The organism is Streptomyces sp. NPDC048462 (genome assembly GCF_043200175.1).
Classification (GTDB): Bacteria; Actinomycetota; Actinomycetes; order Streptomycetales; family Streptomycetaceae; genus Streptomyces.
Genome location: NZ_JBICXG010000014.1, coordinates 38800 through 63864, shown reverse-complemented (window position 1 = coordinate 63864; position 25065 = coordinate 38800). Strand labels below are relative to the sequence as shown.

At 71.5% G+C, this 25065-nt stretch carries 23 protein-coding genes and 1 pseudogene; 6 read left to right on the top strand and 18 right to left on the bottom strand.

Features of this window, described 5'->3' with window-relative positions:
- Positions 1-3: 3 nt before the first annotated feature.
- Genes ACGFU6_RS23215 through ACGFU6_RS23185 form a run of 7 tightly spaced genes read right to left on the bottom strand, consistent with a single transcriptional unit; the run spans position 4 to position 7476 of the window.
- The gene (locus ACGFU6_RS23215) at positions 4-1128 is read right to left on the bottom strand and encodes a DegT/DnrJ/EryC1/StrS family aminotransferase (protein WP_393613467.1); all 1125 of its coding nucleotides are present in this window, start codon (positions 1126-1128) and stop codon (positions 4-6) included.
- On the bottom strand, positions 1125-2285 hold the full coding sequence (locus ACGFU6_RS23210) for a DegT/DnrJ/EryC1/StrS family aminotransferase (RefSeq protein ID WP_393613466.1): 1161 nt from the start codon (positions 2283-2285) through the stop codon (positions 1125-1127). Before ACGFU6_RS23210 ends, ACGFU6_RS23215 begins: the two co-directional genes overlap by 4 nt.
- Complete coding sequence (gene trpA, locus ACGFU6_RS23205; protein ID WP_393613464.1) at positions 2282-3079, bottom strand: tryptophan synthase subunit alpha; 798 nt, start codon at positions 3077-3079, stop codon at positions 2282-2284. Before trpA ends, ACGFU6_RS23210 begins: the two co-directional genes overlap by 4 nt.
- Complete coding sequence (gene trpB, locus ACGFU6_RS23200) at positions 3076-4263, bottom strand: tryptophan synthase subunit beta (RefSeq protein WP_123525332.1); 1188 nt, start codon at positions 4261-4263, stop codon at positions 3076-3078. Before trpB ends, trpA begins: the two co-directional genes overlap by 4 nt.
- Complete coding sequence (locus ACGFU6_RS23195) at positions 4260-5057, bottom strand: indole-3-glycerol-phosphate synthase (protein ID WP_393613462.1); 798 nt, start codon at positions 5055-5057, stop codon at positions 4260-4262. Before ACGFU6_RS23195 ends, trpB begins: the two co-directional genes overlap by 4 nt.
- The gene (gene trpD, locus ACGFU6_RS23190) at positions 5057-6136 is read right to left on the bottom strand and encodes an anthranilate phosphoribosyltransferase (RefSeq protein ID WP_393613460.1); all 1080 of its coding nucleotides are present in this window, start codon (positions 6134-6136) and stop codon (positions 5057-5059) included. The genes ACGFU6_RS23195 and trpD overlap by 1 nt, the downstream gene beginning before the upstream one ends.
- Positions 6136-7476 carry a nucleotide sugar dehydrogenase gene (locus tag ACGFU6_RS23185; protein ID WP_393613458.1) on the bottom strand — a complete coding sequence of 447 codons (1341 nt, stop codon included), beginning with the start codon at positions 7474-7476 and terminating at the stop codon, positions 6136-6138. Before ACGFU6_RS23185 ends, trpD begins: the two co-directional genes overlap by 1 nt.
- A 107-nt stretch (positions 7477-7583) precedes the next feature.
- Between ACGFU6_RS23185 and ACGFU6_RS23180 the strand changes: the two genes are divergently transcribed.
- The gene (locus ACGFU6_RS23180) at positions 7584-8984 is read left to right on the top strand and encodes a PLP-dependent aminotransferase family protein (RefSeq protein ID WP_393613456.1); all 1401 of its coding nucleotides are present in this window, start codon (positions 7584-7586) and stop codon (positions 8982-8984) included.
- Positions 8985-9026: 42 nt separating this feature from the next.
- Here ACGFU6_RS23180 and ACGFU6_RS23175 read toward each other — a convergent pair whose 3' ends face one another.
- The 3 genes from ACGFU6_RS23175 to ACGFU6_RS23165 all read right to left on the bottom strand — a co-directional run bounded on the left by ACGFU6_RS23175 (position 9027) and on the right by ACGFU6_RS23165 (position 11583).
- Positions 9027-9701: a response regulator gene (locus tag ACGFU6_RS23175; RefSeq protein WP_393613454.1), complete on the bottom strand. Its 675-nt coding sequence runs from the start codon at positions 9699-9701 to the stop codon at positions 9027-9029.
- Positions 9685-10791, bottom strand: coding sequence for a sensor histidine kinase (locus tag ACGFU6_RS23170; RefSeq protein ID WP_393613452.1), 1107 nt, complete (start codon positions 10789-10791; stop codon positions 9685-9687). Before ACGFU6_RS23170 ends, ACGFU6_RS23175 begins: the two co-directional genes overlap by 17 nt.
- A 66-nt stretch (positions 10792-10857) precedes the next feature.
- Complete coding sequence (locus ACGFU6_RS23165) at positions 10858-11583, bottom strand: 4'-phosphopantetheinyl transferase family protein (protein ID WP_393613450.1); 726 nt, start codon at positions 11581-11583, stop codon at positions 10858-10860.
- A 326-nt stretch (positions 11584-11909) separates the two neighbouring features.
- Between ACGFU6_RS23165 and ACGFU6_RS23160 the strand changes: the two genes are divergently transcribed.
- Positions 11910-12923 carry a UbiA family prenyltransferase gene (locus ACGFU6_RS23160; RefSeq protein ID WP_393613448.1) on the top strand — a complete coding sequence of 338 codons (1014 nt, stop codon included), beginning with the start codon at positions 11910-11912 and terminating at the stop codon, positions 12921-12923.
- Positions 12924-13257: 334 nt separating this feature from the next.
- Complete coding sequence (locus tag ACGFU6_RS23155; protein ID WP_123525324.1) at positions 13258-14196, top strand: ACP S-malonyltransferase; 939 nt, start codon at positions 13258-13260, stop codon at positions 14194-14196.
- 80 nt (positions 14197-14276) lie between these two features.
- On the opposite strand, the gene lysS is transcribed toward ACGFU6_RS23155, so the two are convergent.
- Positions 14277-16034: a lysine--tRNA ligase gene (gene lysS / locus ACGFU6_RS23150; protein ID WP_393613660.1), complete on the bottom strand. Its 1758-nt coding sequence runs from the start codon at positions 16032-16034 to the stop codon at positions 14277-14279.
- A 134-nt stretch (positions 16035-16168) separates the two neighbouring features.
- Between lysS and argS the strand changes: the two genes are divergently transcribed.
- Entirely contained in the window at positions 16169-17950 is a 1782-nt protein-coding gene (argS, locus tag ACGFU6_RS23145) for an arginine--tRNA ligase (protein ID WP_393613447.1), read from the top strand.
- A 108-nt stretch (positions 17951-18058) separates the two neighbouring features.
- Here the strand turns inward: argS and ACGFU6_RS23140 are convergent, their stop codons facing one another.
- Both ACGFU6_RS23140 and ACGFU6_RS23135 read right to left on the bottom strand, forming a co-directional pair.
- Positions 18059-18379 (bottom strand): hypothetical protein, encoded by a 321-nt coding sequence (locus ACGFU6_RS23140; protein ID WP_393613445.1) that lies wholly within the window; start codon positions 18377-18379, stop codon positions 18059-18061.
- 328 nt (positions 18380-18707) lie between these two features.
- Positions 18708-19136 (bottom strand): hypothetical protein, encoded by a 429-nt coding sequence (locus ACGFU6_RS23135; protein WP_393613444.1) that lies wholly within the window; start codon positions 19134-19136, stop codon positions 18708-18710.
- A gap of 171 nt (positions 19137-19307) precedes the next feature.
- Between ACGFU6_RS23135 and ACGFU6_RS23130 the strand changes: the two genes are divergently transcribed.
- Entirely contained in the window at positions 19308-19724 is a 417-nt protein-coding gene (locus tag ACGFU6_RS23130; protein WP_393613442.1) for an ATP-binding protein, read from the top strand.
- 38 nt (positions 19725-19762) lie between these two features.
- Here the strand turns inward: ACGFU6_RS23130 and ACGFU6_RS23125 are convergent, their stop codons facing one another.
- From ACGFU6_RS23125 to ACGFU6_RS23115, 3 genes are all read right to left on the bottom strand, one after another.
- Positions 19763-21031: a phosphatidylserine/phosphatidylglycerophosphate/cardiolipin synthase family protein gene (locus ACGFU6_RS23125; RefSeq protein WP_393613440.1), complete on the bottom strand. Its 1269-nt coding sequence runs from the start codon at positions 21029-21031 to the stop codon at positions 19763-19765.
- A 113-nt stretch (positions 21032-21144) separates the two neighbouring features.
- The gene (locus ACGFU6_RS23120; protein ID WP_393613439.1) at positions 21145-21492 is read right to left on the bottom strand and encodes a DUF5955 family protein; all 348 of its coding nucleotides are present in this window, start codon (positions 21490-21492) and stop codon (positions 21145-21147) included.
- The gene (locus ACGFU6_RS23115) at positions 21489-22100 is read right to left on the bottom strand and encodes a DUF6232 family protein (protein WP_393613437.1); all 612 of its coding nucleotides are present in this window, start codon (positions 22098-22100) and stop codon (positions 21489-21491) included. Before ACGFU6_RS23115 ends, ACGFU6_RS23120 begins: the two co-directional genes overlap by 4 nt.
- A gap of 253 nt (positions 22101-22353) precedes the next feature.
- Between ACGFU6_RS23115 and ACGFU6_RS23110 the strand changes: the two genes are divergently transcribed.
- Positions 22354-23778, top strand: a complete 1425-nt coding sequence (locus tag ACGFU6_RS23110; protein ID WP_393613435.1) for an ATP-binding protein — start codon at positions 22354-22356, stop codon at positions 23776-23778.
- A gap of 66 nt (positions 23779-23844) precedes the next feature.
- Here the strand turns inward: ACGFU6_RS23110 and ACGFU6_RS23105 are convergent, their stop codons facing one another.
- Together ACGFU6_RS23105 and ACGFU6_RS23100 are read right to left on the bottom strand one after the other, a co-directional pair.
- The gene (locus tag ACGFU6_RS23105; protein ID WP_393613659.1) at positions 23845-24090 is read right to left on the bottom strand and encodes an ABC transporter permease; all 246 of its coding nucleotides are present in this window, start codon (positions 24088-24090) and stop codon (positions 23845-23847) included.
- A gap of 301 nt (positions 24091-24391) precedes the next feature.
- A pseudogene (locus ACGFU6_RS23100) lies at positions 24392-25051 on the bottom strand (ABC transporter permease); the annotation flags it as partial.
- Between the last annotated feature and the right edge of the window lie 14 nt (positions 25052-25065).

Here is a 25065-nt window from a genome sequence, read left to right as displayed (position 1 = left end):
CGTTCACCTCCCCGCGGCGCAGAAGCGGCTGATGGCTGCCACGACCCGCTCGGCCGCTCCCGGCGCCATGTCCGGGTGCAGCGGCAGCGCGAGCGACTCGCGGGACAGCTGCTCGGCGACGGGGAAGTCACCGGGTCCGTGGCCGAGATACGCGAACGCGGGCTGCATGTGCAGCGGGCGCGGGTAGTAGACGGCGGTCTCGATGCCCTCCTTCGCCAGCCGGTCGCGCAGCTCGTCGCGCTGCTGGGCGCGTACGACGTAGGTGTAGACGGAGCGGTCCTCGAAGCCGGCCGGCGGCGGGAGCAGCGCCGGGCCCAGCGGGCGCAGCCCCTCCTCGTAGATCGCGGCGATCTCGCGGCGCCGCTCCAGCAGCCGGTCCAGGTGGGGCAGTTTGCGCAGCAGGAAGCCTGCGGTGAGCTCGTCCATCCGGCAGTTGAAGCCGAGCAGCTCGTGGTAGAAGCGCTTGCCGGCCGGCTGGCCGTGGTTGCGCAGCATGCGGGCGGTGCGGGCGAGTTCGGGGTCGTCGGTGACGATCATCCCGGCGTCCCCGATGCCGCCGGCGGGCTTCGCCGGGAAGAAGGAGTACACCCCGGCGTGTCCGTGGCGGCCCGCGGGCCTGCCGTCGACGGTGGCGCCGAGCGCGATCGCGCTGTCCTCGACCAGGTGGAGTCCGCGCCGGGCGGCGAGTTCGGCGAAGGCGCCCATCTCCGGGGAGCCGGAGAACAGGTAGGCCGGCAGCAGCGCCCTGGTGCGTTCGGTGACGGCGGCCTCGGCGGTGGCCGGGCCGAGCAGGCCGGTCTCGTAGTCGACGTCCGCGAAGACCGGGCGGGCGCCGCGCAGTGCGACGGTGGAGGCGGTGGAGACGAAGGAGAACGCGGGGGTGACCACCTCGTCGCCGTCCCCGAGGCCGAGCGCGGCCAGGATCACGCTCAGCGCTCCGGTGCCGCTGGCCACGGCGATGGCGTGGGCCGCTCCGGTGCGTTCGGCGATCTCCGACTCCAGGCGCTCGACGCGGGACTTGAGGATGAACTCGTCGCTCCCGGCGACCTCTCGGAAGACCTCCACGATGTCGTCGGCCCAGTCGGCCGAGCGGGCGGGCCAGTCGAAGTAGGGGATGGCGGTGGTCACGAGGCGGCTCCGTAGAAGGCGTGGATCAGGGTGGCGACGCGGTCGGCCTGCTCGTCGGCGAGGTCGGGGTACATCGGCAGTCCCAGGGCCCGGCCCGCGGCGGCCGAGGCGACCGGGACGGGGTGGCGGGAGCCCGGCAGCGGGGCCAGCAGCGGCTGGTCGGTGAGCGGGCGCGGGTAGTACGCCTCGGTGCCGACACCGTTCGCCTCCAGGTACGCGGCAAGCTCGTCCCGGCGGTCGCACTCGATGAGGTAGACGTAGTAGACCTGGTTGCTCGGGGTCTTGGCGGGCGCCATCCAGGGGGTGTCGACGGTGCCGGCCAGCGGGGCCAGCAGCCGGTCGTAGCGGGCGGCCAGCCCGGCACGCCGCTCCGTCTCCTCGCTGAGCCGCTCCAGGCGGTGCAGCAGGAACGCGGCGTGCAGTTCGTCGCAGCGGCTGTTGTAGCCGAGCTCCTGGTAGACGTAGGCGCCGTCCGTGTCGTACGCGCCGTCCGTGCCCTGGCCGTGCAGGCGCAGCCGCCGGGCGGCGGCGGCGATGCCGTCGTCGTCCGTGAGCAGCATCCCCGCGTCGCCGAGCGAGCCCAGCGTCTTGGTGGGGAAGAAGGAGAGGACGCCACCGCTGCCCCACAGGCCCGCGTGCACCCCGCCGGCCCACATGTCGATGCCCTCGGCGCTGTCCTCCAGCAGGATCAGTCCGTGCCGGTCGGCCAGGTCCTTCAGCACCTCCATGTCGGCCATCTGCGAGAACAGGTGCACCGGCATGATCGCCCGGGTCCGCTCGGTGATCGCGTCCTCGGCGCGCCGGGGGTCCATCGCGTAGCTGCCGGGCAGGACGTCAACCAGCACCGGTTCGGCGCCCACGTGCAGGACGGCCGAGGCGGTCGCGAAGAAGGTGTACGCGGGGACGATCACCTCGTCGCCGGGGCCGATGCCCGCCGCCCGGAGCAGGATCACCAGGGCGTCGGTCCCGTTGGCGACGGCCACCGCGTGCCGGGCGCCGGTGCGGGCGGCGATCGCCGTCTCCAGTTCGGCGGTGACCGGGCCCGAGGTGAACCGGCCGGAGGCGGCGACCTCGCGGATGCGGGCCTCCAGGCGGGGCCAGTCGCGGCGGACGGAGGCGGCGCCGCTGAAGAAGGGGATGGCGGTGGCGTCGCTCATCGGGTGGCCGCCTTCAGGGAGGAGATCAGCCCCGTGACGGCCCGGCGGCGGCCGGCCGCGTCCCGGGCGGCGCCGATCGCCTGGAGCAGCGCGCTGCCCACGATCACTCCGTCCGTCTTGCCGTGCAGCGCGGCCACGTGGTCCGGGCGGGAGATGCCGAACCCGACGGCCATCGGGGTGTCGCCGGCCGCGCGCACCCGCTCCAGGTAGGCGTCGATGCCGGGGTCGAGCTCGGAGCGGACTCCGGTGACGCCGTTCGCCGCGAGGACGTAGAGGAAGCCCCGGGAGGCGGCGGCGGAGGCGGCCATCCGCTCCGGCGAGCTGCCGGGTGCGGTGAAGAAGGTCTGGCCGAGCTCGGTGGCCTCGGCCTGGGCCAGCCATTCGGCGCCCTCGCCGACCGGCAGGTCGGGGACGACGAATCCGTCGGCGCCGGCCGACCTGGCGTCGTCGTAAAGCTGGGTCAGGCCGTAGCGCAGGAACGGGTTGCAGTAGCCCATCAGCACGATCGGCGCCTCGACTCCGGCGGCGCGCGCCTCGGCGACCACGTCGAGGGTGGCGGCCGTGGTGGTGCCGGTGTCCAGGGCGGCCTGTCCGGCGGCCTGGATGACCGGGCCGTCGCCGAGCGGGTCGGAGAAGGGGACCCCGAGCTCGATCACGTCGGCGCCGGCGTCCACCGCGGCGGAGATCAGGCCGACGGTCTCGCCGAGGTGCGGGTAGCCGGAGGTGAGGTAGGCGACGAGGGTGGTCTCGTCCTTGGTCCGGTTGTCGGTGAAGGTCTGTTCGAGGCGTTTCATCGGGCGGTCTCCTCACGCTGCTTCAGGGCGGCCATGGCGGACGTGAGGTCCTTGTCACCTCGGCCGGAGAGGTTGACGAGGACGGTGCTGCCGGGGGCGGACTGGCGGGCCACCTTCAGGGCGCCGGCCACCGCGTGGGCGGACTCCAGGGCCGGGAGGATGCCCTCCTGCGAGCTGAGCGCGGCGAACGCGTCCAGGGCCTCGTCGTCGGAGGCGGAGATGTACTCGACCTTCCCGGTGTCCTTGTAGTGCGAGTGCTCGGGGCCGACGCCCGCGTAGTCGAGGCCGGGTGCGATGGAGTGGGTGAGCTGGATCTGCCCGTCGTCGTCCTGGAGCAGGTAGGTGCGGGTGCCCTGGAGGACGCCCGGGTCGCCGTAGAGCAGCGGGGCCGCGTGGCCGCCCTGGCCGCCCTTGCCCTCGCCCGCGGCCTGTACGCCGACGAGGCGGACCGGGTCGTCGAGGAAGGCGCTGAACATCCCGGCCGCGTTGGAGCCACCGCCGACGCAGGCCACGACCGCGTCGGGGAGCCGGTCGTTCTCCTCCAGGAACTGGGCGCGGGCCTCGCGGCCGATGACGGACTGGAAGTTGCGCACGATGGTGGGGAAGGGGTGCGGGCCGACGACCGAGCCGAGCAGGTAGTGCGTGGTGTCGGGGCGGGCGATCCACTCGCGGATCGCGGCGTTGATGGCGTCCTTCAGGGTCGCCGTGCCGAGGTCGACCAGCACGACGCGGGCGCCCAGCAGTTCCATCCGCTGCACGTTGGGCGCCTGCCGCTCGGCGTCGACGCGGCCCATGTAGATGGTGGCCTCGAGACCGAGGTAGGCGCAGGCGGCGGCCACGGCCACGCCGTGCTGGCCGGCGCCGGTCTCCGCGATGATCTGCTTCTTGCCGAGGCGGCGGGCGAGCAGCGCCTGCCCGACCGAGTTGTTGATCTTGTGGGCGCCGGTGTGGGTGAGGTCCTCCCGCTTGAGCCACAGCTTGACGCCGTTCTCGGTGACGCCGAGCCGGTGCAGCTCGGTGATCGGGGTGGGCCGCCCGACGAACATCTTGAGCAGCTTGTCGAGCTCCGCGTTGAACTCCGGGTCGACCAGGGCCTTCTGGTACTCCTCCTCCAGCTCCTGCAGCGGGCCCACCAGGGTCTCCGCGACGAACTGTCCGCCGTACTCGCCGAATCGGCCGTTCACGAGGCCACCTCCAGAATGGGGACCCCGGTGAAGGACCGCAGCTGGGCGGCGGGGTCGGGGCTGCTGAGCAGGGATTCACCGATGAGCGCGGCGTCGAAGCCGTGCGCCGCGATGCGTTCGATGTCGGGCCGGCCGCGAAGGCCGCTCTCGCTGACGGTCAGTACGCCGCGCGGGATGTCGCGGCGGAGCCTGGCCGAGTTGTCCAGGTCGACCGAGAAGGTCTGCAGATCCCGGTTGTTGATGCCGATGATGCGGGCCCCGGAACTCAGCGCCCGGTCCACCTCGTCCTGGGTGAAGGTCTCCACCAGTGCGTCGAGGCCGAGACCGTGCGCGGTCTGCACCAGGTCGGTCAGCAGGGCGTCGCCGACGGCGCGGGCGATGATCAGGACGCCGTCGGCGCCGCTGTCGTGGGCCAGCCGCATCTGCCGGATGTCGACCATGAAGTCCTTGAACAGGACGGGGACGGTGACGTCCGGGTGCTCGGCGACGGTACGGACCAGCTCCGGCGAGCCGCCGAAGAAGGGCGTGTCACCGAGTACGGAGATGGCCGAGGCGCCTCCGTCGATGTACTTCCTGGCGGTGGGGACGGCCTGCTCGGGGTCCAGGAGCTGCCCTTTGGACGGGGACTTCGGCTTGATCTCGGCGATGACCGAGATCTCGGGGCCGCCCAGTGCGGCGGCGAACCGGCCGGGTACGGCGGCCTCGCGGCGGCCTCGGGCGGCCGCGTCGGCTGCCGCCGGGCCGCTCCAGGCGGCGCGTTTGGCGGCGACTATCTCATCGAGGTGCGTGGCCATCAGAGGCTCTCCCGGGTGATCGTGGTGCGGGCGGGGCGGGCAGGTGGCGTCGGCTGCTGCGCGGCGAGCCGGGCGGCCAGTTCGGCCGGCGCTCCCCGCTGTACGGCGCCGCGGGCGAGGGTGAGCGCGGACGGCAGGTCCGGTGCCTGCCCGGCGAGCTGGAGCACGGCCGCCGCGTTCAGCAGCACCGTGTCGAGCAGCGGGCGGGGCGCCGTGCCGGCCAGGACCTGGCGGGCGAGGACCGCGTTGCGTGCCGGGTCACCGCCGGCCAGCTCGGCGCGGCCCGCCGGGCGCAGGGGCAGCCCGGCCGGGTCGACGGTGGACTCGGTGAGTTCGCCGCCGTCCACCTGGAGCACCCGTGCGGGGCCCGAGGTGGTCAGTTCGTCCATCCCGTCGTAGCCCTGGATGACCCAGGTGCGCCGGTAGCCGAGCAGGGCGGCGGCCTGTGCCAGGACCTCCTGGTCCTGCCTGGTCGCGGTGCCGATGAGCCGGCCGGTCAGGGGTACGGGGTTGGCGAGCGGCCCCGACAGGTTGAACAGGGTGCGGAAGCCGAGCCGGCGGCGGACCGGGGCCAGCCTGCGCAGCGCCGGGTGGAGCGCGGGGGCGAAGAGGAACGCGAACCGGTGGCCGGCCAGCAGCTCCCCGATGCGCTCCCCGGGGTCGAGGTCGATGCCCAGGGCCTCCAGCAGGTCGGCGCTGCCGCAGGGCGAGGTCGCCGCCCGGTTGCCGGCCTTGGCCACCGTCGCCCCGGCCGAGGCGGCGACCAGCGCGGCCAGGGTGGAGATGTTGACCGAGCCGCTGCCGTCACCACCGGTGCCGACCACATCGACCGCCGGGCCCGTCCAGTCGACCGGCCTGGCCACCGCGAGCACCGCCCGCACCGCCGCCGCCACCAGGACCGGGGTGGCCCCGCCGACCGCGACCGCGGTCAGGAAGGCCGCGGCCTCCACCTCGCCCGTCGTCTCGTCCAGCAGCTCGGCGACCGCCTCCCGGGCCGCCTCGGAGGACACCGTCCGGCCCGCGACCGCGTCCCGGGTGACGGCGGGGAGCGCACGGCCGCCGAGCAGGGTGGCCGCCATCACAGCACCGCCACATTGCTGGCCGCCTCAAGCTTGTTGTGGGTGTCCAGGACGATCGGCGGGATGCCCCACAGGAGGTCCTGTTCGAGCCCGGGGACGGCGGTGACCAGGACCGCGGCGTCCAGCTGCGCGAGCTCCGTCACCGCCCACTCGGCCGCCGCGACCGGCTGCCCGTCCACGACGAGGTCCGGGACGAGCGGGTCGTGGTAGGAGACGGTGGCCCCGGCGGCGCGCAGCCCCCGGATGACCTCCAGGGCGGGGGCGTTGCGCAGGTCCGCGACGCCGGACTTGTAACTGACGCCGACCACCAGGACCTTGGCGCCGCTGAGCGCGGAGCCGCGGGCCCCGATCAGCTCGGCCAGCCGGTCCACGACCTGGCCGGGGCGCTGCTCCACCCGCTCGAACGCGGCGGCCACCAGCTTCATGTCGGTGCCGAGCCGGTCGGCGGCCTCGCGCAGGAACAGCGGGTCGACGGGGATGCACTCGCCGCCCACTCCGGGTCCCGGGTAGTGCGGGAGGAATCCGTAGGGCTTGGTGGAGGCGGCGTCGATCACCTCACGGACCGGTATGTCGAGTTGGCGGCACAGGTCGGAGAGTTCCAGCGTGAGGCTGATGTTGACCAGCCGGAAGGTGTTCTCGAAGACCTTCGACAGCTCCGCGACCTCGGTGCGCGAGACCGGCACCACCGTCTCGCAGACCAGCCCGAACAGGGCGGCGGCGCGGCGGGTGCACTCCTCGGTGAGACCGCCCACCACCTTCGGGGTGTTGGCCAGGTTCCAGCCGCCGGTGTTGGCGGGGTCGACCCGCTCCGGGGCCATCGCCATGTGGAAGTCGGTGCCCGGCTCCAGGCCGGTGGCGTCCGCGAGGGCGGCCGCGGCGGCGGCGGTGGTGCCCGGCGGGACGGTGGACTGGAGGATCAGCAGCGTCCCCCGGCGCAGCAGCGGCGCCACCGAGTCCATCGCGGAGTTGACGTAATCCAGGTTGGCCTGCTGGTCGCCGGTGACCGGGGTCGGGACGCAGACGATCAGTACGTCCGAGCCGGCCAGCTCGCCCGGCTCGGTGGTGGCGCTCAACTTGCGGCTGACCGAAGCGAGTTCGGCGTCGCTCACATCCGGCAGATAAGAACTGCCCTGCGCCACCCGGTCGACCCGCTCGGCGTCCGTGTCCAGCCCGCGGACCGGAAGGCCCGCCGTGGCGAAACCGAGACCGAGCGGGAGACCGGTGTAGCCGAGTCCGACGATTCCCACGCGCAGGGTACGGCTCCCGATCTTCTCGTCGAAGACCTGTGCGCCGTCCCGCCCGTGAATCGCGGGAGCGATTACGCCAGTCATTGCAGCCATGGGATTCTCCCTCTGAGTGCTATAAATAAAGGCCGTTGGCGTGATCAATTAGGCCAGTGGGCCAGGGGGACCACCCAGACCACTGCGGGGGAGACGGAGCAGACCAGATGGCCTGGTACCTGTCGGTCCAAGTGGACCGAGACTCGGCTGTACCGCTCACCGCACAGCTCCAGAACGCCATCAAGAGCCGGGTCGAGGACCGGGTTCTGCACCCCGGGTCGCGGTTGCCTTCGAGCCGTCAACTCGCCCTGGACCTGGGGCTTTCGCGCAGTGTGGTGGTCGAGGCCTACGAGCAGCTGATCGCCGAGGGCTACCTGGACGCGGTCCGCGGCTCGGGCACCCATGTGGCCCGGAAGCTGCCGGAGAGCGCGGGCGACACCTCGCTGCTGGATTCCCGTCCGGCCACAAGTGCCCGCTGGGATCTGCGGGTCGGCATCGCGAACCTGTCGAATTTCCCGCGCCAGGAGTGGCTCAACTCCTATACGAAGGTGCTGCAGAATGTCGGCCGGGAAGGGATGGACTACCCGCCGGTCGCCGGAATCGCGGAGTTGCGCAATGAACTCTCCGCCTATCTGGGCCGGGTGCGCTCGGTGCACACCGAGCCTGGTCAGGTGATGGTCACCGCGGGCTTCGCGCAGGGCCTGGCGCTGCTGGCCGACTCCCTGCAGCGCCTCGGCATCCACGAACTGGCCATCGAGGAGCCGGGCCACAACGGGCAGCGCCGTTTCATCCTGGACACCGGGATAACCCCGGTCGGGGTGCCGGTGGACGAGGAGGGCCTGATAGTCGAGGCCCTGGAACGCTCGGGCGCCCGCGCGGTCCTGGTCACCCCCGCGCACCAGTTCCCGACCGGCGTCATGATGTCGCCGGAGCGCCGGCAGCAGCTGCTGGCCTGGGCGCGGGCCCGCGACGGCTGGATCATCGAGGACGACTACGACGGCGAGTTCTGGTTCGACCGGGGGGCCAGGCCCACCGCCCTCCAGGAGGGCGACCCGGAGCGGGTGGTGTACGCGGGCACCACCAGCAAGGTCCTGGTGCCGGGGCTGCGGCTGGGCTGGCTGGCGATACCCCCGAAGCTGTACCCGCTGATGGAACGGGTCCGCTCCCGCCAGGACCAGGGCTCCGACACCCTCACCCAGCTGGCCTTCGCCGAGCTGATGCGCAGCGGCCTGCTGGACCGGCACCTGCGCCGGGTCCGCTCCCGCTACCGCTCCCGCCGCGAGGCGCTGGCGGCGGCCGTCCACGAATCCCTGCCGGAGGCCCGGCTCATCGGCTGCGCGGCCGGCCTGCACAGCTACGCCGTACTGCCCCCCGGCACGGACGAGGCGGCCGTGGTGCACGGTGCCCAGCGCCGCTCGGTGCTGGTCCGCAGCGGCCGGCAGTTCCGGTTCAGCGGGATGCCGGGCGCACCGGGCCTGCTCCTGGGCTACGGCTCACTGCCCCTCACGGGCATCTCGGACGCCGTCGAGGCGATCGGCGCCGCCTACCGGGAAGCCGCCCGAGGCTGAGCACGGCGGGGCCGCCCAACGAAAGGCGCTACGGGGCAGGCCTCAGCGCATCGAGCGGCCGCGCGGGGCGGCGATCAGCTTCTGCGCCAGCGCCTTGTTCACCGCGTCGATGCGCGAGACCGCTTCCAACTTGTCGAAGATATTGCGCAGATGACGCTTGACGGTGCCCTCGGTGATGCCGAGCCTGGCCGCGATCTGCCGGTTGCTCATGGCCTCCGCGACGCACGTCAGCACCTCGCGCTCGCGCGGCGAGACCGGGCCGGCGTCCTGCTCCTGCGTCTGGTAGCCGCCCGATGTGTAGCCCGAACGCGGCACCAGGATGGTGATCTGGTCGTCCTCCCGGGCGGCGTTGCGCACCGCGCTCAGCAGCGCCGCACGCGACACGCTCTTGTGCAGGTAGCCGCGGGCGCCCAGTTGCAGCAGTTCGTGCACGAGCGGCTGGTCGTCGTACATGGTCAGGATGATGATCCGCAGGGACGGAAAACGCTCCAGGAGGCCGCGCACCGCCGCCCGGGGGTGGTGGTCCGGCATTTCCACGTCGAGCAGCACCACGTGCGGCTGGTGGCGTTCCACCAGCTCGACGAGGCCCCGCCCGCTGCTCGCCTCGGCCACGACCTGGAGGTCGTCCTCCGCGTCGAGCAGTTCGGCCAGCGCGGTGCGCAGCAGCGTGTGGTCGTCGGCCGCGAGGATGCGGATCACTTCAGGTCGCGCGTTCAACGGAATCACCTGGCAGGTCCATCAGGGGGATCGTGATCGTGACCCGGGTGCCGACGGCATCGGGGGTGCTGGTGAACAGGATCGTTCCGCCGAGCAGTTCGACCCGTTCGGTGGCCGAGGCGATGCCGTTGGCCTTGCCCGCCACGGCGACCGCCGAGACGTCGAAGCCGCAGCCGTCGTCCTCGATCAGGGCCTGCAGTTTGTACGGGGCGATGTCGATCGCGGCGAGCACGTGCTCGGCCTCGGCGTGCGCCAGGGAGTTGCGCAGACACTCCCGCACCACGAGGAACACCTCGTCGAGCACGTCCTGCGGGGCCCACTCCTCGCTGCCGTTGACCTGGATCCGCACCTTGGAGGGGGTGATCTCCATCGACTCCAGGAACGCGGTGAACGCCGATTCCAGCGTGCCCTCGCGGTCGGCCCTGCGCAGCTGGGTGACCAGGTCACGGATGATCCCGAGCGACTCGGTGAGGGTGTCCTTGACGGCACCGATCCGGGCGGCGACCTCGTCCGGGCGGGATTCCCAGGTCAGTTCGTGCAGTTCTATCCGGCGCAGGGCCAGGCTCACATGATTGCCGAGGTGGTCGTGGATCTCGCGGGCGAGCTGCCGTTGGGTGGCCGCGTTGACCTCCCGCACGGTGTTCAGCAGATAGGTGTCGTGGCCGATCGCGCCGGCTTCCAGCCGTCTGCCGATCCCCCGCTGCAAGGTACGCACCCCGGCCTGGAAACCGCCGAACGCGGAGGGCGAGTTCACGATCGCCAGGCCGAGCGCGTCGAAGACGATGTCGAAAAGAATCAGTCCGGCACGGATGGAGTGCACGGCGTCGATGCCCTGGGTGGCGCGCTGCACCCCCAGCCCCGCGACCTGCTGAATCAGGGTGTCGCGCACATCGGCCCGGCCGTGCTGCAGGCTGTCCGCGCAGTCCCGGATGATCCGCTCGGCCTGCAGCGCGCACGCATGCCAGGCACCGTCATTTGCTACCAGGGGGCTTTTGATCTCTTGCAGCCGGCTCCGGTAGTCGGACAGTAATGCGGGCGTCCGCGACAGGAGTTGTTCGGCTGTGTCGGATTCAATAAATCCTGAATGCATCACTAAAAGAGTCCCCACCCTCACCAGAAACCGCCCCTCGGATCATCATCGTACGGTTACAGAATGTCAACACGGCTCCACGCGTCCCACATCTCGGACTCCGACTTCCAGTGGCCATGAGAATGCGCTTACCACGACGTCCGGCATCGCCGTCGCGACGGATCCGACGTATCCGTCGAGGCAGTCCACCTCGTGGACGTACCAGTCACCCGGATCGCCCGAACGACGTGCGCGCCGCAGCCCGCCCGCCCCGGGCTCGCCGACCGACACCGGGGTCCGCAGTCCGGTTCCGGCCGCTTTGCCCACCGCCTCGATCGCGGTCCACATACGGAACCCACTGATCCGGTCTGTTTTTCCCACCTCGGGCACCCGGCGCCAGTCGAACACCGGACGGACCCGCTCGACGTCCACCCCCACCAGTCCCGGCGGCCCCGTCACACCCACCAGGGCGGCCGCCCCGGAATGCGACAGGCTGAACCCGAGGTCCGGCCAGGGCCCGTCCACGAGCACGGGCCGGCCGCGGCCGCAGTCGCCGCACACCTCCGGCTCGGGGCAGCGGCGGGCGAAGCGGGGCAGGCCGGCGGGCACGCCGAGATACCCGGCGAGCACGTTGCGCAGCGCGAGGTGCGCGTGCCGGTAGCGCCAGCGCGCCACGGGGTGCCGGATCCGCGCCGCGCGGGCACGTTCGGCCAGGTCGAGGACGGCGTCCGCGCCATCCGGCGGGACCCGGTCCAGAGGGACGGACCAGACATGGATCTCGCCCGGCGCAAGCACCGCTTCAGCCGGGCTCAAGGACAGGGGCGTAAGGGTATGCATGACGGCTTCCCGGGGTCGGAAACGGACCAGGGCTGCCAACGGCCCTTAACGGGAAGCGGAGTGCCGGAAAGGACGGCGCCCGCCGCTCACCAGCGAAGCGCGGGCGGGGGGCGGTCGAGGGGTCCACTTCGGCGGTGGTCCGGCGTACCAGAGGGGTGCGGGCCGGGCCCGGCCCGGGAGAGCGGGACACCGGGGCGCGGGGGTGCGGGACCTGGGATTATTCGGAATCCGACCCGCCGGTATTGCATGCCACTTTAGTGGTAGCCATGGCTCATTTGCGGAACAGTCAGGGCGCACTGTGAATGCCTAGGCTCCTGGGCATGCCTACGGCGACGATACGGCCACTGCCTGTGACTGCACCCAGTGTCCCGAAGCACCGAATTCCGCGAAATCCCCGGACTCCTCGAATTCCTCCGATCAGCCGGATCGCCCGACTCCACCGGCTTCTGCTGCTCTGCTTCGAAGAATCTCGCCCCGTCGTTCTGGCGGCCTTTCAGCTTCGCTATTTCGCCGGAATAGCCCTGGCGATCGCATCGGGCCCCGCCCTCACCGGCCGGTCGGTGATCCAGGCGGTATTCGGTTCCGTGGCATGGTTCGGCGCCATCTTCTACACGTACCTCTACAACGGGTGCATGGACTACCGGGAGGACCGGGTCAACGGCTCGGCCCGGCCGATAGCGAGCGGCCGGCTGTCCCGCCGCACCGCACTGACCGTGGCCCGCTGCTCGGCCGCCGCCGCCCTGCTGACCGCCGCGTGCGCCGGCCCCGGCCCGCTGGTGCTGTGCACGGCCATGCTGCTGCTCGGCCACGCCTACTCCTCGCCGCACACCGCCTGGAAGAACCGGACGCCGTCCGTGATGGGCGTGGTCTTCGTGTCCGGGCTGCTCACCTACGCCGCCGGTCCGCTCACCCTCGGCGTCCCGCCCCTGTCCCCGGCGCTGCTGCTGACCGCCCTCGCCATGTCCCTGTGGATGGCGCTGGTCGGCGCGGTGGCCAAGGACTTCTCCGACATCGCCGGCGACGCGGCGGCGGGCCGCCGGACGTGGGCGGTCGCGCTGGGCGAACGGCGCACCCGCGTCCTGGTCACGGTGGGCGCGTGCACCGTCGGCGGCGGCTTCACCGCCGGAGCGCTGCTCTGGGCACCGGAGCAGCTGCCGACCGCGTGCGTGGTCCTGGCGGGCGCGATCGCACTCTCCGTCGTGACCCTCGCCGGCCGGGCCACCGACAGCCGCCACGAACGGCGGCGCCCCTACCGCTACTTCATGGTCACGCAGCACTGCGCGCATCTGGCGCTGCTGGCCCAGGCCATCGCCTGAGCGGGGCGTCGCCGCCGGTCAGCGGCTTCGAGCGGCCGCCCGGGCCATTCGTTCAACTCCCTGAACGGGCCTGGAAACACAAAGGAACACCACCCCCGTTCCAAAGGCACATTCACCCACCACTCAAGTGCAACGCAGTGCCCGTACGCGGTGGTTGAGGTGGTTTCATCACCGGAGAAAAGCAACGGATCGCAAAAATGCGGTCCGGACCGCGGCATCCGGGAATGAAAGTCTCGCTGACACAGGTGGGAAATACTCGCGTAACGGTGGAGCGGAACGCGCCCCTCACCGTGTGTCAGCACACGCCCCGGCCGCAGGAAGGAGACGGAAGACGATGACGAGCACCCGACTGGCACTTACTTTCCCCGGCCAGGGAGCCCAGCGTCCCGGTATGGGCCTGCCCTGGACCCACACCCCCGGCTGGTCAGTGGTGGCGGAGGTCTCCGAGGCCGCGGGCCGCGACATCGAGACCCTGCTGCTGGACGCCGACACGGCGACGCTGCGGCGTACCGACAACGCCCAGCTGACCACCTTCACCCTGGCGCTGGTCGCCATGACGGAACTGCGCCGCCAGCACCCACTGGCCACCTTCCCCGGCGCGTGCGCCGGACACAGCCTGGGCGAGTACTCCGCGCTCGTCGCCGCCGGAATCCTGGACCCGCAGGACGCGGTGCGCCTGATCATGGCGCGCGGCGACGCGATGCGGACGGCCTGCGAACGCACCGCCGGCACGATGGCCGCGGTCCTCGGCCTGGACACGGACCGGGTCCAGGAGGTGGTCGACGAGGTCCACGCGGCGGGCGGCCAGGTGTGGCCGGCCAACCTCAACTCCCCCCAGCAGACGGTCATCGCGGGCCGGGCGGCGGACGTGGAGCGCTGCTCGTCGGCGTTGCTGCGGGCCGGGGCGGTGAAGGTGGTGGCGCTCACGGTCGACGGCGCCTTCCACACCCCGCTGATGGCCGGGGCGGTCGAGCCCTTCGCGGCTGCCCTGGCCACGGCCCGCTTCATGCCGGGGCACTCCGCGGTCGTCGCCAACGTGGACGCCCGCGCCTACCGGGGCGGTCCGCACTGGGCGGAGCTGCTGCGCCGCCAGCTCACGGCCCCGGTCCGCTGGTCGGACACGCTCCACACGCTCACCGCCGAACTGGCCTGCGACCGCCTCATGGAGATCGGTCCCGGCCGGACCCTGACGGGCCTGGCCAAGGCCACCGTCCCCCGGGTGCCGCGCGACACGTTCTCGGACCCGCGCACCTCCCTGGTCCCCGCGGCCTGAGGTCCGTCCTGGCCGGCCGGACGCGCGACGCGAAGGGCCGCTCCCCCCGCCGGGGAGCGGCCCTTCGCGTCGTTCGGCCGTCAGGCGCCGAGCAGCCTGCGCACCCGGTCCGCCCCGACCGCGAGCAGCAGCGTGGGCAGTCGCGGCCCGGTGTCCCGGCTGACGAGCAGCCGGTACAGCAGCGCGAAGAACGACCGCTGCGCGATCTTCAGCTCGGGCGTCGGCTTGGCGTCCGGCTCCAGGCCGGCCAGCGTCTTCGGCACGCCGTAGACGAGCGTGGTCAGCCCGTCCAGCGACCAGTGCGAGTCGAGACCCTCCACCAGCAGCCGCAACGACGCGCGGCCCTCGTCGTCGAGCGAGCCGAGCAGCTCCTTGTCCGGCTCGTCGCGAACGATGGTGCGGGCCTCGGCCGGGACCTGGGTGGTGATCCAGTTCTCGGCCCGGTCCAGCCGGGGCCTGGCCTCGTCCAGCGAGGTCAGCGGGTCCTGCGGGTCCAGCTCGCTGAGGATGCGCAGCGTCTGGTCCTCGGCCCCGGCGGTGATGTCGGCCACCGAGGCGAGGGTGCGGTACGGCAGCGGGTGCGGGGTGCGGGGCAGCTCACCGGCGGCCGTCCCGGTCGCGCGGGTGTGCGCGGCGGCGTCGGCCGGCAGCACGGAGCCGTCGGCGACCTTGCGCTCCAGCGCGTCCCACTCGTCGTAGAGCCGCTGGATCTCCTGGTCGAAGGCGATCTTGAAGGACTGGTTGGGCCTGCGGCGCGCGTACAGCCAGCGCAGCAGCGGCGCCTCCATGATCTTCAGCGCGTCGGCCGGGGTCGGCACGCCGCCCTTGGAGGAGGACATCTTCGCCATGCCGGAGATGCCGACGAAGGCGTACATCGGACCGATCGGCTGCGTGCCGTCGAAGATCTCGCGGACGATCTGGCCGCCGACGACGAACGAGGAGCCGGGCGAGGAGTGGTCGACGCCGCTCGGCTCGAAGATCACGCCCTCGTACGCCCAGCGCATCGGCCAGTCGACCTTCCAGACCAGCTTGCCTCGGTTGAACTCCTTCAGCCGGACCGTCTCGGCGAAGCCGCAGGCCGAGCAGGTGTAGTTCAGCTCGGTGCTCTCGTCGTCGTACGACGTGACCGTGGTCAGGTCCTTCTCGCAGTTGCCGCAGTACGGCTTGTACGGGAAGTAGCCGGCCGAACCGCCGCTGCCGTCGTCCTCGCTCGCCGCGCCCGAACCGGCCTCGGCCTCCAGCTCGGCCTCGTCCGCCTTCTTCTGCTGCGGCTTCTTGCCCTTGGCTCCCGCCGCCCCGTCCTTCTTGGTGCGGTAGCGGTCCAGGACGGCGTCGATGTCGGCGCGGTGGCGCATCGCGTGCAGGATCTGCTCGCGGTACGTACCGGCCAGGTACTGCTCCGTCTGGCTGATCCCGTCGTACTCGACGCCCAGCTCGTCCAGCGAAGCCGTCATGGCGGCCTTGAAGTGCTCGGCCCAGTTCGGGTGCGCCGAGCCGGCCGGGGCGGGCACCGAGGTCAGCGGCTTGCCGATGTGCTCGGCCCACGACTCGTCGACCCCCGGGACACCGTTGGGCACCTTGCGGTAGCGGTCGTAGTCGTCCCAGGAGATCAGGTGGCGCACGGTGTACCCGCGGCGGCGGACCTCGTCGGCGACCAGGTGCGGGGTCATGACCTCGCGCAGGTTGCCCAGGTGGATCGGGCCGGACGGGGAGAGGCCGGAGGCGACGACGACCGGTTTGCCAGGCGCACGACGCTCCGATTCGGCGATGACCTCGTCCGCGAAGCGGGAGACCCAGTCGGTCTCGGTGCTGCTCTGACTCTGAGCCACGGTCGGCACGTCCTTCTCTCTTGTAGGACTCATAGGGGCGGAGCCCATTCTCCCAGGTGCCGCCCACAGCGCGAAAACGGCTTTGCACACCGTGGGATACTTGGGGCCATCCCCTGTACCCCTACGGAAACGGCAGCCAGCTGATGGCCTCGGTCAATTCCCTCGCTTCCACGCTCCAGCAGCAGCTGGCGGACGCCCTGACGGCAGCCCTGCCGGATGCCGGTACCGCGGACCCGCTGCTGCGCCGAAGCGACCGGGCCGACTTCCAGGCCAACGGCATCCTGGCGCTCGCCAAGAAGCTCAAGGGCAACCCGCGCGAGCTGGCCGCCCAGGTCACCGGCGCCCTCCCGGCGACGGACCTGATCAAGGAGATCGAGGTCTCGGGACCCGGCTTCCTGAACATCACGCTCTCCGACAAGGCGATCACCGAGACGCTCGCCGCCCGTGCCGCGGACGACGAGGACCGGCTCGGCGTGCCGCACAACGCCTCGGCCGGCACGACCGTCATCGACTACGCCCAGCCGAACGTGGCCAAGGAGATGCACGTCGGGCACCTGCGGTCCGCCGTGATCGGTGACGCGATGGCGCAGATCCTGGAGTTCACCGGCGAGTCCGTGGTCCGGCGCCACCACATCGGCGACTGGGGCACCCAGTTCGGCATGCTCATCCAGTACCTGATCGAGCACCCCGACGAGCTGGACCACGAGGGCGACGAGGCCGGCAAGGCCGACGGCGAAGCCGCCATGTCGTCCCTGAACCGGCTCTACAAGGCCTCGCGGGTCCTGTTCGACTCCGACGAGGAGTTCAAGGCCCGCTCGCGGGACCGGGTGGTCGCGCTCCAGGCCGGTGAGCCGGAGACGCTCGCCATGTGGCAGCGGTTCGTCGACGAGTCGAAGGTCTACTTCTACTCGGTCTTCGACAAGCTCGACATGGAGATCAGCGACCCCGACATCGTCGGCGAGTCCGGCTACAACGACATGCTGGAGGAGACCTGCCGGATCCTGGAGGAGACGGGCGTCGCCGTCCGCTCCGAGGGTGCGCTCTGCGTCTTCTTCGACGACGTGAAGGGTCCGGACGGCAACCCGACCCCGCTGATCGTCAAGAAGACGAACGGCGGCTACGGCTACGCGGCCACCGACCTCTCCGCGATCCGCGACCGGGTGCGGAACCTCAAGGCGGACAGCCTGCTGTACGTGGTGGACGTGCGGCAGTCCCTGCACTTCAAGATGGTCTTCGAGACGGCACGGCGGGCCGGCTGGCTGAACGACGGCGTCAAGGCGCACCAGCTGGCGTTCGGCACGATCCTCGGCAAGGACGGCAAGCCGTTCAAGACCCGTGAGGGTGTCACGGTCAAGCTGGAGGACCTGCTCGACGAGGCCGTCGAGCGGGCGACGTCCGTGGTCCGGGGCAAGGCCGAGAAGGTCGGCCTGACCGAGGACGAGATCGTCGAGAACGGCCGGTACGTCGGCATCGGCGCCGTGAAGTACGCCGACCTGTCGACCTCCGCCGTGCGCGACTACAAGTTCGACCTGGACCAGATGGTGGCGCTGCACGGCGACACGTCGGTCTACCTCCAGTACGCGTACGCGCGTATCCGGTCGATCCTGCGCAACGCCGGCGACGCGAAGCCGGTCGCGCACCCGGAGCTGGATCTCGCCCCGGCCGAGCGGGCACTCGGCCTGCATCTGGACCAGTTCGGCGAGGTCCTGTCCGAGGTCGCGGCGGGCTACGAGCCGCACAAGCTGGCCGCGTACCTCTACCAGCTGGCCTCGCACTACACGACGTTCTACGACCAGTGCCACGTCCTGAGCGAGGAGAACCCGGCCGAGGTCGTGGAGAACCGGCTGTTCCTCTGCGACATCACCGCCCGCACCCTTCACCGGGGCATGGCGCTGCTCGGCATCCGGACGCCCGACCGGCTCTGAGCACCACGCCTTCCCGGCCGACGAAGGGCCGCTGACACCTCCCGGCCAGGAGTGCTGTCGGCGGCCCTTCGCGCGTCCGGCCGGGCACGGCCCCGGCACGGTGATCTCTCAGGAGGGCGAGACCCCCACCCCCGTGACGTCGGCGCCGATGTCGCACCAGGTGGTGGAGGTCCCACCGGACACCGCGCGGTTGCCGAAGTGCCGGTAGGTGCCGTAGCCGGCCTTGTAGCAGTCGATGAACTCGGTGAACGCCCCGCCCGTACAGCTGACGGAGGCGCCGTGGTGCCCCCCGCTCCCGGTCAGGAGCCTGGGGGTGCTGCAGGAGAGCCCTGCCGGGGATGCGGCGGCGGCCGGGGCCAGGCCCAGCAGCCCCCCGCCGGCCAGCGCGAGGGATGCGACGGCAGCCGCGACTCGGTGGTGACTACGCACGTTTCGTCTCCTCTGAGGATCAGACAGAAGCGATCAGTCCGATTTCAGCCTGATCGTCCTCCGCACTGATCCACCAGAGCACCCGGACCAACTGGCCGAAAGCGTCATATCGCCCCCGTCCGGACGAAACGAGTCCGGGCGAGTGCGAACCCCGGTGGAGACGGCCCGGGGCCTCGGCACGAGCGCCCTCATGGGCGGGCGCCGAAGCCCCGGATCGCAGGAATGACTGACGGACAGCCAGCCGAAAATCGATTACGGACAGTTATTCGACGGGGGCGCATTCGCCGCGCAGAGTCACCACTGCCGTACCACCGGGCCCGTACTCGTACTACTCGGGCCGCCCCAGCGCCCACCCGGACACGTCCGACAGCCGCCCGCGCCACAGCGGCAGCCGAAGGGGAGCCATGCCGCCGAACACGAGCGTGGCGTCGCGCAGGTGGATCCAGCGGGGGAGCTGCTGCGCGTCCTGGTCGGCGCGGAGCTCCCTGATGCCCTGGTCCACCGTCTCGGGGAACTCCGCGATCAGGTTGGCGCCCTCGCCCTCGACCTGGCGCAGGCTCCTGGACCACTCCGCCTTCCAGGCCTCGTGACCGATCACGTCACCGTGCAGCACACCGGCCGGGATGGTCAGCGTGAGCGGCAGACCGGACCTGGTCTCCCGGTCGAGGAGCTGGATCAGCAGCTGGAGCTGGAGATCGGGCACCGCCTCGGTGATCACCGCGGTCGAGTCCGGTGCGAGGTCGACGGACTCGTTCATGGGTTTGTTCCCTTCGCCGCACGGTCTGGTCCCGCTCACCTGCCCCGAGGAGGCCGCCGCACGCCTGGGAGCGGACGGTCACCCGTACGGGCCAATTTCGGATATCCGGCGACAGCCCGGGTACACGCAGCGGGGACCGGCCACCGCGTCTTTCCTTCTGGGGTGAACCACATGACCGACGTAGGCATCGCACCCGAATTCTCCGCCGAGGAAGTCCGCTCGGAGCCCGCGCCCCCGCCGCTGCGGGCCGCCGAGGCCCGCGAGGCAGCCGCCGTCTTCGTCGCCCGGCTGAATCCGGCGCCCTCCGCCCGTGCCGTCCAGAACCTGGTCCTGCTCTCCTCCGAGCTGGTCACGAACGCCATCCGGTACGCCGGAGGTGTCACCGCCCTGTCGTTCGGCGCCAACCACGGCGCGCTGCACGTACGGGTCGTGGACCCCAGCCCCGCCCATCCGCAGTGCCGCGTCCCGGACCTGACCGGCCAGTCGGGCGGCTTCGGCTGGCCGATGGTCCTCCGGCTCGCCAGCAGCGTGACCGTCCACCGCCACGGCAGCCGGGGGAAGACCATCCTCGCGACGCTGGCGCGCTGACCGGTTCACCGGTCACGGGCCGCCGTCGCGGAGAGCGGTCACAGGAAGCGGCGGAACGGCACGACGGACGCCTCCCGGAGCCGCTGCAGGACCGGCCGCCGCTTCCAGCGCCCGCCCTTGATCAGGACGCTCGACTTCAGGTCCTGATCGAAGTGGTCGTCCAGCGTCGCGGTGAACGTACGGTCCATCACCGCCAGCATCACTTCCTCGTCGTGGTCCATCGAGCGGCGGTTGAAGTTGGTCGAGCCGATCAGCGAGGCGACGCGGTCGACGGTGATGGCCTTGGTGTGGATCATCGTCGGCTGGTACTGGAAGATCTTCACGCCGCAGGCGGTGAGGTCCTCGTAGTGGAGCTGCCCGGCCAGCTGGCAGACCCGCTTGTCGGTGTGCGGTCCCGGCAGCAGGATCTCCACCTCGACCCCGCGCCGCGCGGCGGCACAGAGCAGCCCCACGAAGTAGGTGTCGGGCGCGAAGTAGGCAGTGGTGAGCCGCACCCGCTCCTCGGCGGACTCCAGTACGACGCGGAGCAGCGTCTGCATGTCCTGCCAGCCGAAGGCGGCCGATCCGCGTACGACCTGGACGACCGCCTCGCCACACTGCTGGATACGCAGGAACCGGTCGCTGTCGTCGAACAGTTCGTCGTGGCACTCGGCCCAGTTCTGCGAGAACGCCGCAGCCAGCCCGTCCACGGCAGGCCCGCGCACCTGTACGTGGGTGTCGCGCCACTCGTTCTCGTCGCGGGCGTCCCCGCACCACTCCTCGGCTATCCCGACGCCGCCGGTGAACGCGGTCTCCTCGTCGACCACGAGGACCTTGCGGTGGCACCGGTGGTTCTGCTTCAGCGGCGAGAGGTGGAGGGGCTTGCGGAACCACGCCACGTGGACGCCCGCCGCTTCCATCGCCGCGAGCTGGTCCTTCTCGATCAGCCGGCTGCCGAACCCGTCCAGCAGCAGCCGGACCCTGACCCCGGCCCGAGCCCGGTCCGCCAGCGTCCGGGCGAACTCCCCGGCTATGTCGCCCCGCCAGTAGACGAAGGTCACCATGTCCACGGTGTGTTCGGCGCCCCGGATGCTCTCCAGCATCGCGGCGAAGATCGCGTCACCGTTGCGGAGCGGGACCAGTTCGTTCCCCTCGGTCGCGGCGATCCCGATGAGCCGTTCCAGCCGGCGCCGCAGCCTGAGCGCGCGTTCATCGAGGAGCGCGCCCTCCTGCTCGTCCGGGACACCGCCGGCAGGGGCCTCGGTGGCGGGAGCGCCGGACGGCTCCGGGCCGACGCGCTCCGGTCTGCCGTCCACGGTGCTGGTCATGCGTCGCCTCCGACGGTCGTCACTGGGTGGTCCGTGCCGCCGCTCCCCGCGGAAGCGGCCCCGCGCACCTTCCCACGACTGCGGCGTCCAAGCGTTCACCCCGGTGTGACGACTCAGACAGCACCCAGGAGTCCGAGCACCTTGCGCACCGCCTCGACGACCGGCTCCCCGACCGTCGACACCGTGGCCGCGATCCCGGCGACCGCCAGCAGCGCGCGGTGCCGCTCCTGTGCGGCCTGCGGCGCGTCGGCCTGACCGGTGAGGGCGGGCAGGTTGTCGTCCAGGGCGCGGGCGCCGGAAGGCGGGAGCCGCTCCCGCAACTCACCGACCAGCCGCAGCAGCTCCCCCACCGCCGCCCGCAGCTCCGGGGAGGCGGGTCCGGCGGCGGGCTGCGCGAAGTGGTTGTTCTGGATGCCCGTGTTGCCGGAGCCGCCGTACATGTTGACGTTGTCGCCGCTCATGAATTCGCAATCCCCACGTTCCCGGTTCCGCCGTACATGTTGACGTTGTCCCCGAAGTGGTAGATCTGGGGACTCACGCTGATGCCCTCCACCCGGACGGTGAACTCGCTCTCCGGGTGGTCTATCGCGTGCGCGATGCGGCCGACGAGCTGGATCAGATGCCCGGGGTCGTGGCTGGTCACCATCGCCGTGGACGGCCCCGACGTCTCCACGGCCAGCACGAAGTGCGAGGGCGCCGACAGGACCTTCGTCAGCTCCAGCAGGTAGTAGACGAGCGCGCCGAGCGTGCCGAGCCACACGATGGTGACGAACGGTCCGGCGCTGCTCTCGCCCGCGCCGATGGACGCCACCGTGTCGACCAGCAGGATGAGCACGGTCATGGCGATCGCCATCGCGAGCGTCAGGGCCACGCGCTTGCAGAAGAGCGTGATGGCCTCCTTGCGGCGCGGGCGCAGCACGAAGGTGAACACCCGGGCGATGTTCTCCAGCGGGTACGCGGCCGGCCCGACCCACAGCAGCCGCTTGCTGACCCTGAGATCCACCGCCTGCACGAGGGGCGGCGGCGGGGGCGCGCCCATGGGGCGCGGCGGTACGGCCGGTGGCTCCATGGCTCCCCCTCGGATGATCGGCTCGGCGCGAAGGACCAATTAAGCGCCGCGCCTTCGGTCAACGCAAGCCAGAATCCTTCAACAGCGCTCTAGTGCACCGGAGTTGGCGGAAAATCACCTTCCACCACGGCTGGACCTGGATTCCGGCCGCACAAGCCACTACCGGACGTCACTCTCCGTATGTCTCTGATACTTCCATTCATGAGAGTATTATGGGTGGAAGTATCTGGACCACAGCCGGAGGTGGACTGCCATGGACGGATTCATCGGGCGCCGCACCGAACTGGGCCTGCTGGACGACCTGCTGCGTCCGGTGCGGACCGGCGGCCGCAGCGGGCGTCCGGGACGGGCCGTCCTGATCCGCGGGCGCCGCCGGGTGGGCAAGTCCCGCTTGGTGGAGGAGTTCCTGACGCGGGCGGGGCTGCCGCATGTGTTCTTCACCGCCGTCGGCGGCTCCCGCGAGGCGGACCTGGCAGGTTTCGCCGCCGAGGTCTCCGCCTCCCCGCTCCCGGACGCGGCCCGGTTCAGTGCCTTCACGGCCCCGCTGACCTGGGACGCCGCGCTGAGCATGCTCGCCTCGGCGCTGCCCACCGACTCCCCCAGCGTGGTGGTCCTCGACGAGATGCCCTACCTCGTACGCGAGGACCCCAGCTTCGAGGGGACACTGCAGAAGGCATTCGACCGGACCCTGTCGAAACTGCCCGTTCTGCTCGTCCTCATCGGCTCCGACATCGCCATGATGGAACAGCTCAACACCTACGGGAGGCCGTTCTACCAGCGGGGTACGGAAATGGTCGTGCCCCCGCTGAACCCGGCAGAGGTCGCGCTGATGCTCGGTCTGCCGCCCGCCGACGCCTTCGACGCCTATCTGGTGTCCGGTGGGCTTCCGCTCATCCTGGAGGAGTGGCCACGGGGCGCCGGGCTGTGGGAGTACCTCGAAGTGGCCCTGCGCAGTCCGACCTCCGCACTCCTGGTCAGCGGCGAGCGGTCCCTGTCAGCCGAGTTCCCCGCCGAGGCGCAGGCTCGCACCGTCCTGGGCGCCATCGGTCACGGCGAACGCACCTTCACCCTGATCGGCAGAGCCGCCGGCGGCATCAACTCCAGCTCGGTCGCTCGCTCGCTGGAGCTCCTCACCTCACGCCGCATGGTCGCCGCGGAAACACCGCTGTCCACCAGACCCAGCCGCGAGACCCGCTATCGCATCGCCGACCCGTACCTGCGCTTCTGGCTCTCCTTCATCGGCCCGGGAATCCCCGCGATCGAACGCGGCCGGGGAGACCGCGTCCTCGACACCATCCGTGCCCGCTGGACGTCCTGGCGGGGCCGGGCCATCGAGCCCGTCATCCGCGAAGCCCTGTGGCGGCTCGGCTCCGACGAAGGGCAGCTGCCTGCGGGCACCGATGCGATCGGCGGCTACTGGACCCGCACCAACGACCCGGAGATCGACATCGTCGGCGCCGACCGCGCCCCCATCGCGAAGAAGATCACGCTCGTGGGTTCGGTCAAGTGGCTGGAGAAGAAGCCCTTCGACCACCGCGACCTCGCCCGCCTGGTCGCCCACCGCTCCCAGCTTCCCGGCGCCGACGACGCCACGCCCCTGCTCGCCGTCACCCGCAGCGGCTGCACCGCCGACGTCCCCAGCCTCACACCCGAGGACCTCCACCACGCCTGGACCTGACTCCGTGACCGGTGGCGCACCGCCGCCGAGCCCGCCCTCGGCGGCCCGCACAACACCCCGGCCCCGCTACGACGGCGCACGCAAGGCGTCGACCGGCTCCATCCGGGCGGCGCGCAGCGACGGGTAGAGGCCGGCGAGCAGGCCCACGAGGGCTCCGGCGAGCGGGGCGCCGAAGGCCAGGCCCAGGTCCAGCACCGGCGTCCACTGCTTGACCACGGCCACGCACACCACGATCGCGATGCCCAGGGCCGCGCCGACGATGCCGCCGAGCAGGCCGATGGTCGTCGACTCCAGCAGGAACTGGCCGGCCACCTGCCGCCTCGAAGCCCCCCAGGGCGCGCCGCAGCCCGATCTCCCCGACCCGTTCCATCACCGTCACCAGGGTCACGTTGGCGATGCCGATCGCGCCCACCACGAGCGAGACCAGGCCGAGGACGAGGAAGAGGCCGTTGACGTCGCTCTGAATGCCGTCGCGGGCCTTGGACAGGTCGGGCGGCGCCTCGACGCCCAGTGAGTCCTGGTGTCCGGGTGCCAGGGCGATCGGCGCCTGGCGCGCCACCTGCCGGGCCGCTCCCAGCGCGGTGTTGACCAGGACGAGGCTGACGTCGCGCAGAGCGAGGCGGTCCGCGGCGACGGTGGGCGGGAGTATCACGGCGGCGGACAGGCGCCGCTCACGCTTGATGCCGCCGAGGATGCCGATGACGGTGTACGACTGGCCCTGGAAGAAGACCGCGGGCGCGTCCTCCACCCGGCTGATGCCGAGCAGCTTCGCCGCCTGGTCACCGAGCACGGCCACCTGGTCGCGGCGGTCGATGTCGCCGGTGTCGTAGAACCGTCCCTCGGTCATCGTGCCGCGTACGGCAGCGGGCAGGCCGTCCGACGCGGCGATGACGGCCAGGGTCTGGCCGGAGGCGTCGCCGGGCGCGTTCACGTCGTTGGACCGCACCTGGACGCTGTTGGTCGCGGCGGAGTCCGCGAGGGCGGCCGCCGATTCCACTCCGGCCAGGCGCCGGACCGCGTCGGTGCCCGACCATGGCACCAAGGGCCCGTCGTCGTCCTCGCCGGGCGGTGCCGCCGGCACCTTCACGGCCACCGAGGTCGCGGTGAGCGCGTCGAACCGGCCGACGATCTGGTTGCCGGCGGTGGACGCCACCCCGATGGTGATGACGAGCGTGGTGATGCCGAGCACCGTGCCGAGCGTGGTCAGCGCGGACCGCACCGGGCGGGCGAGGATCCCGGCGAGGGCCTCCGTCCACAGGTCTCTGGGGTCCATCCGGGGACGGGCCG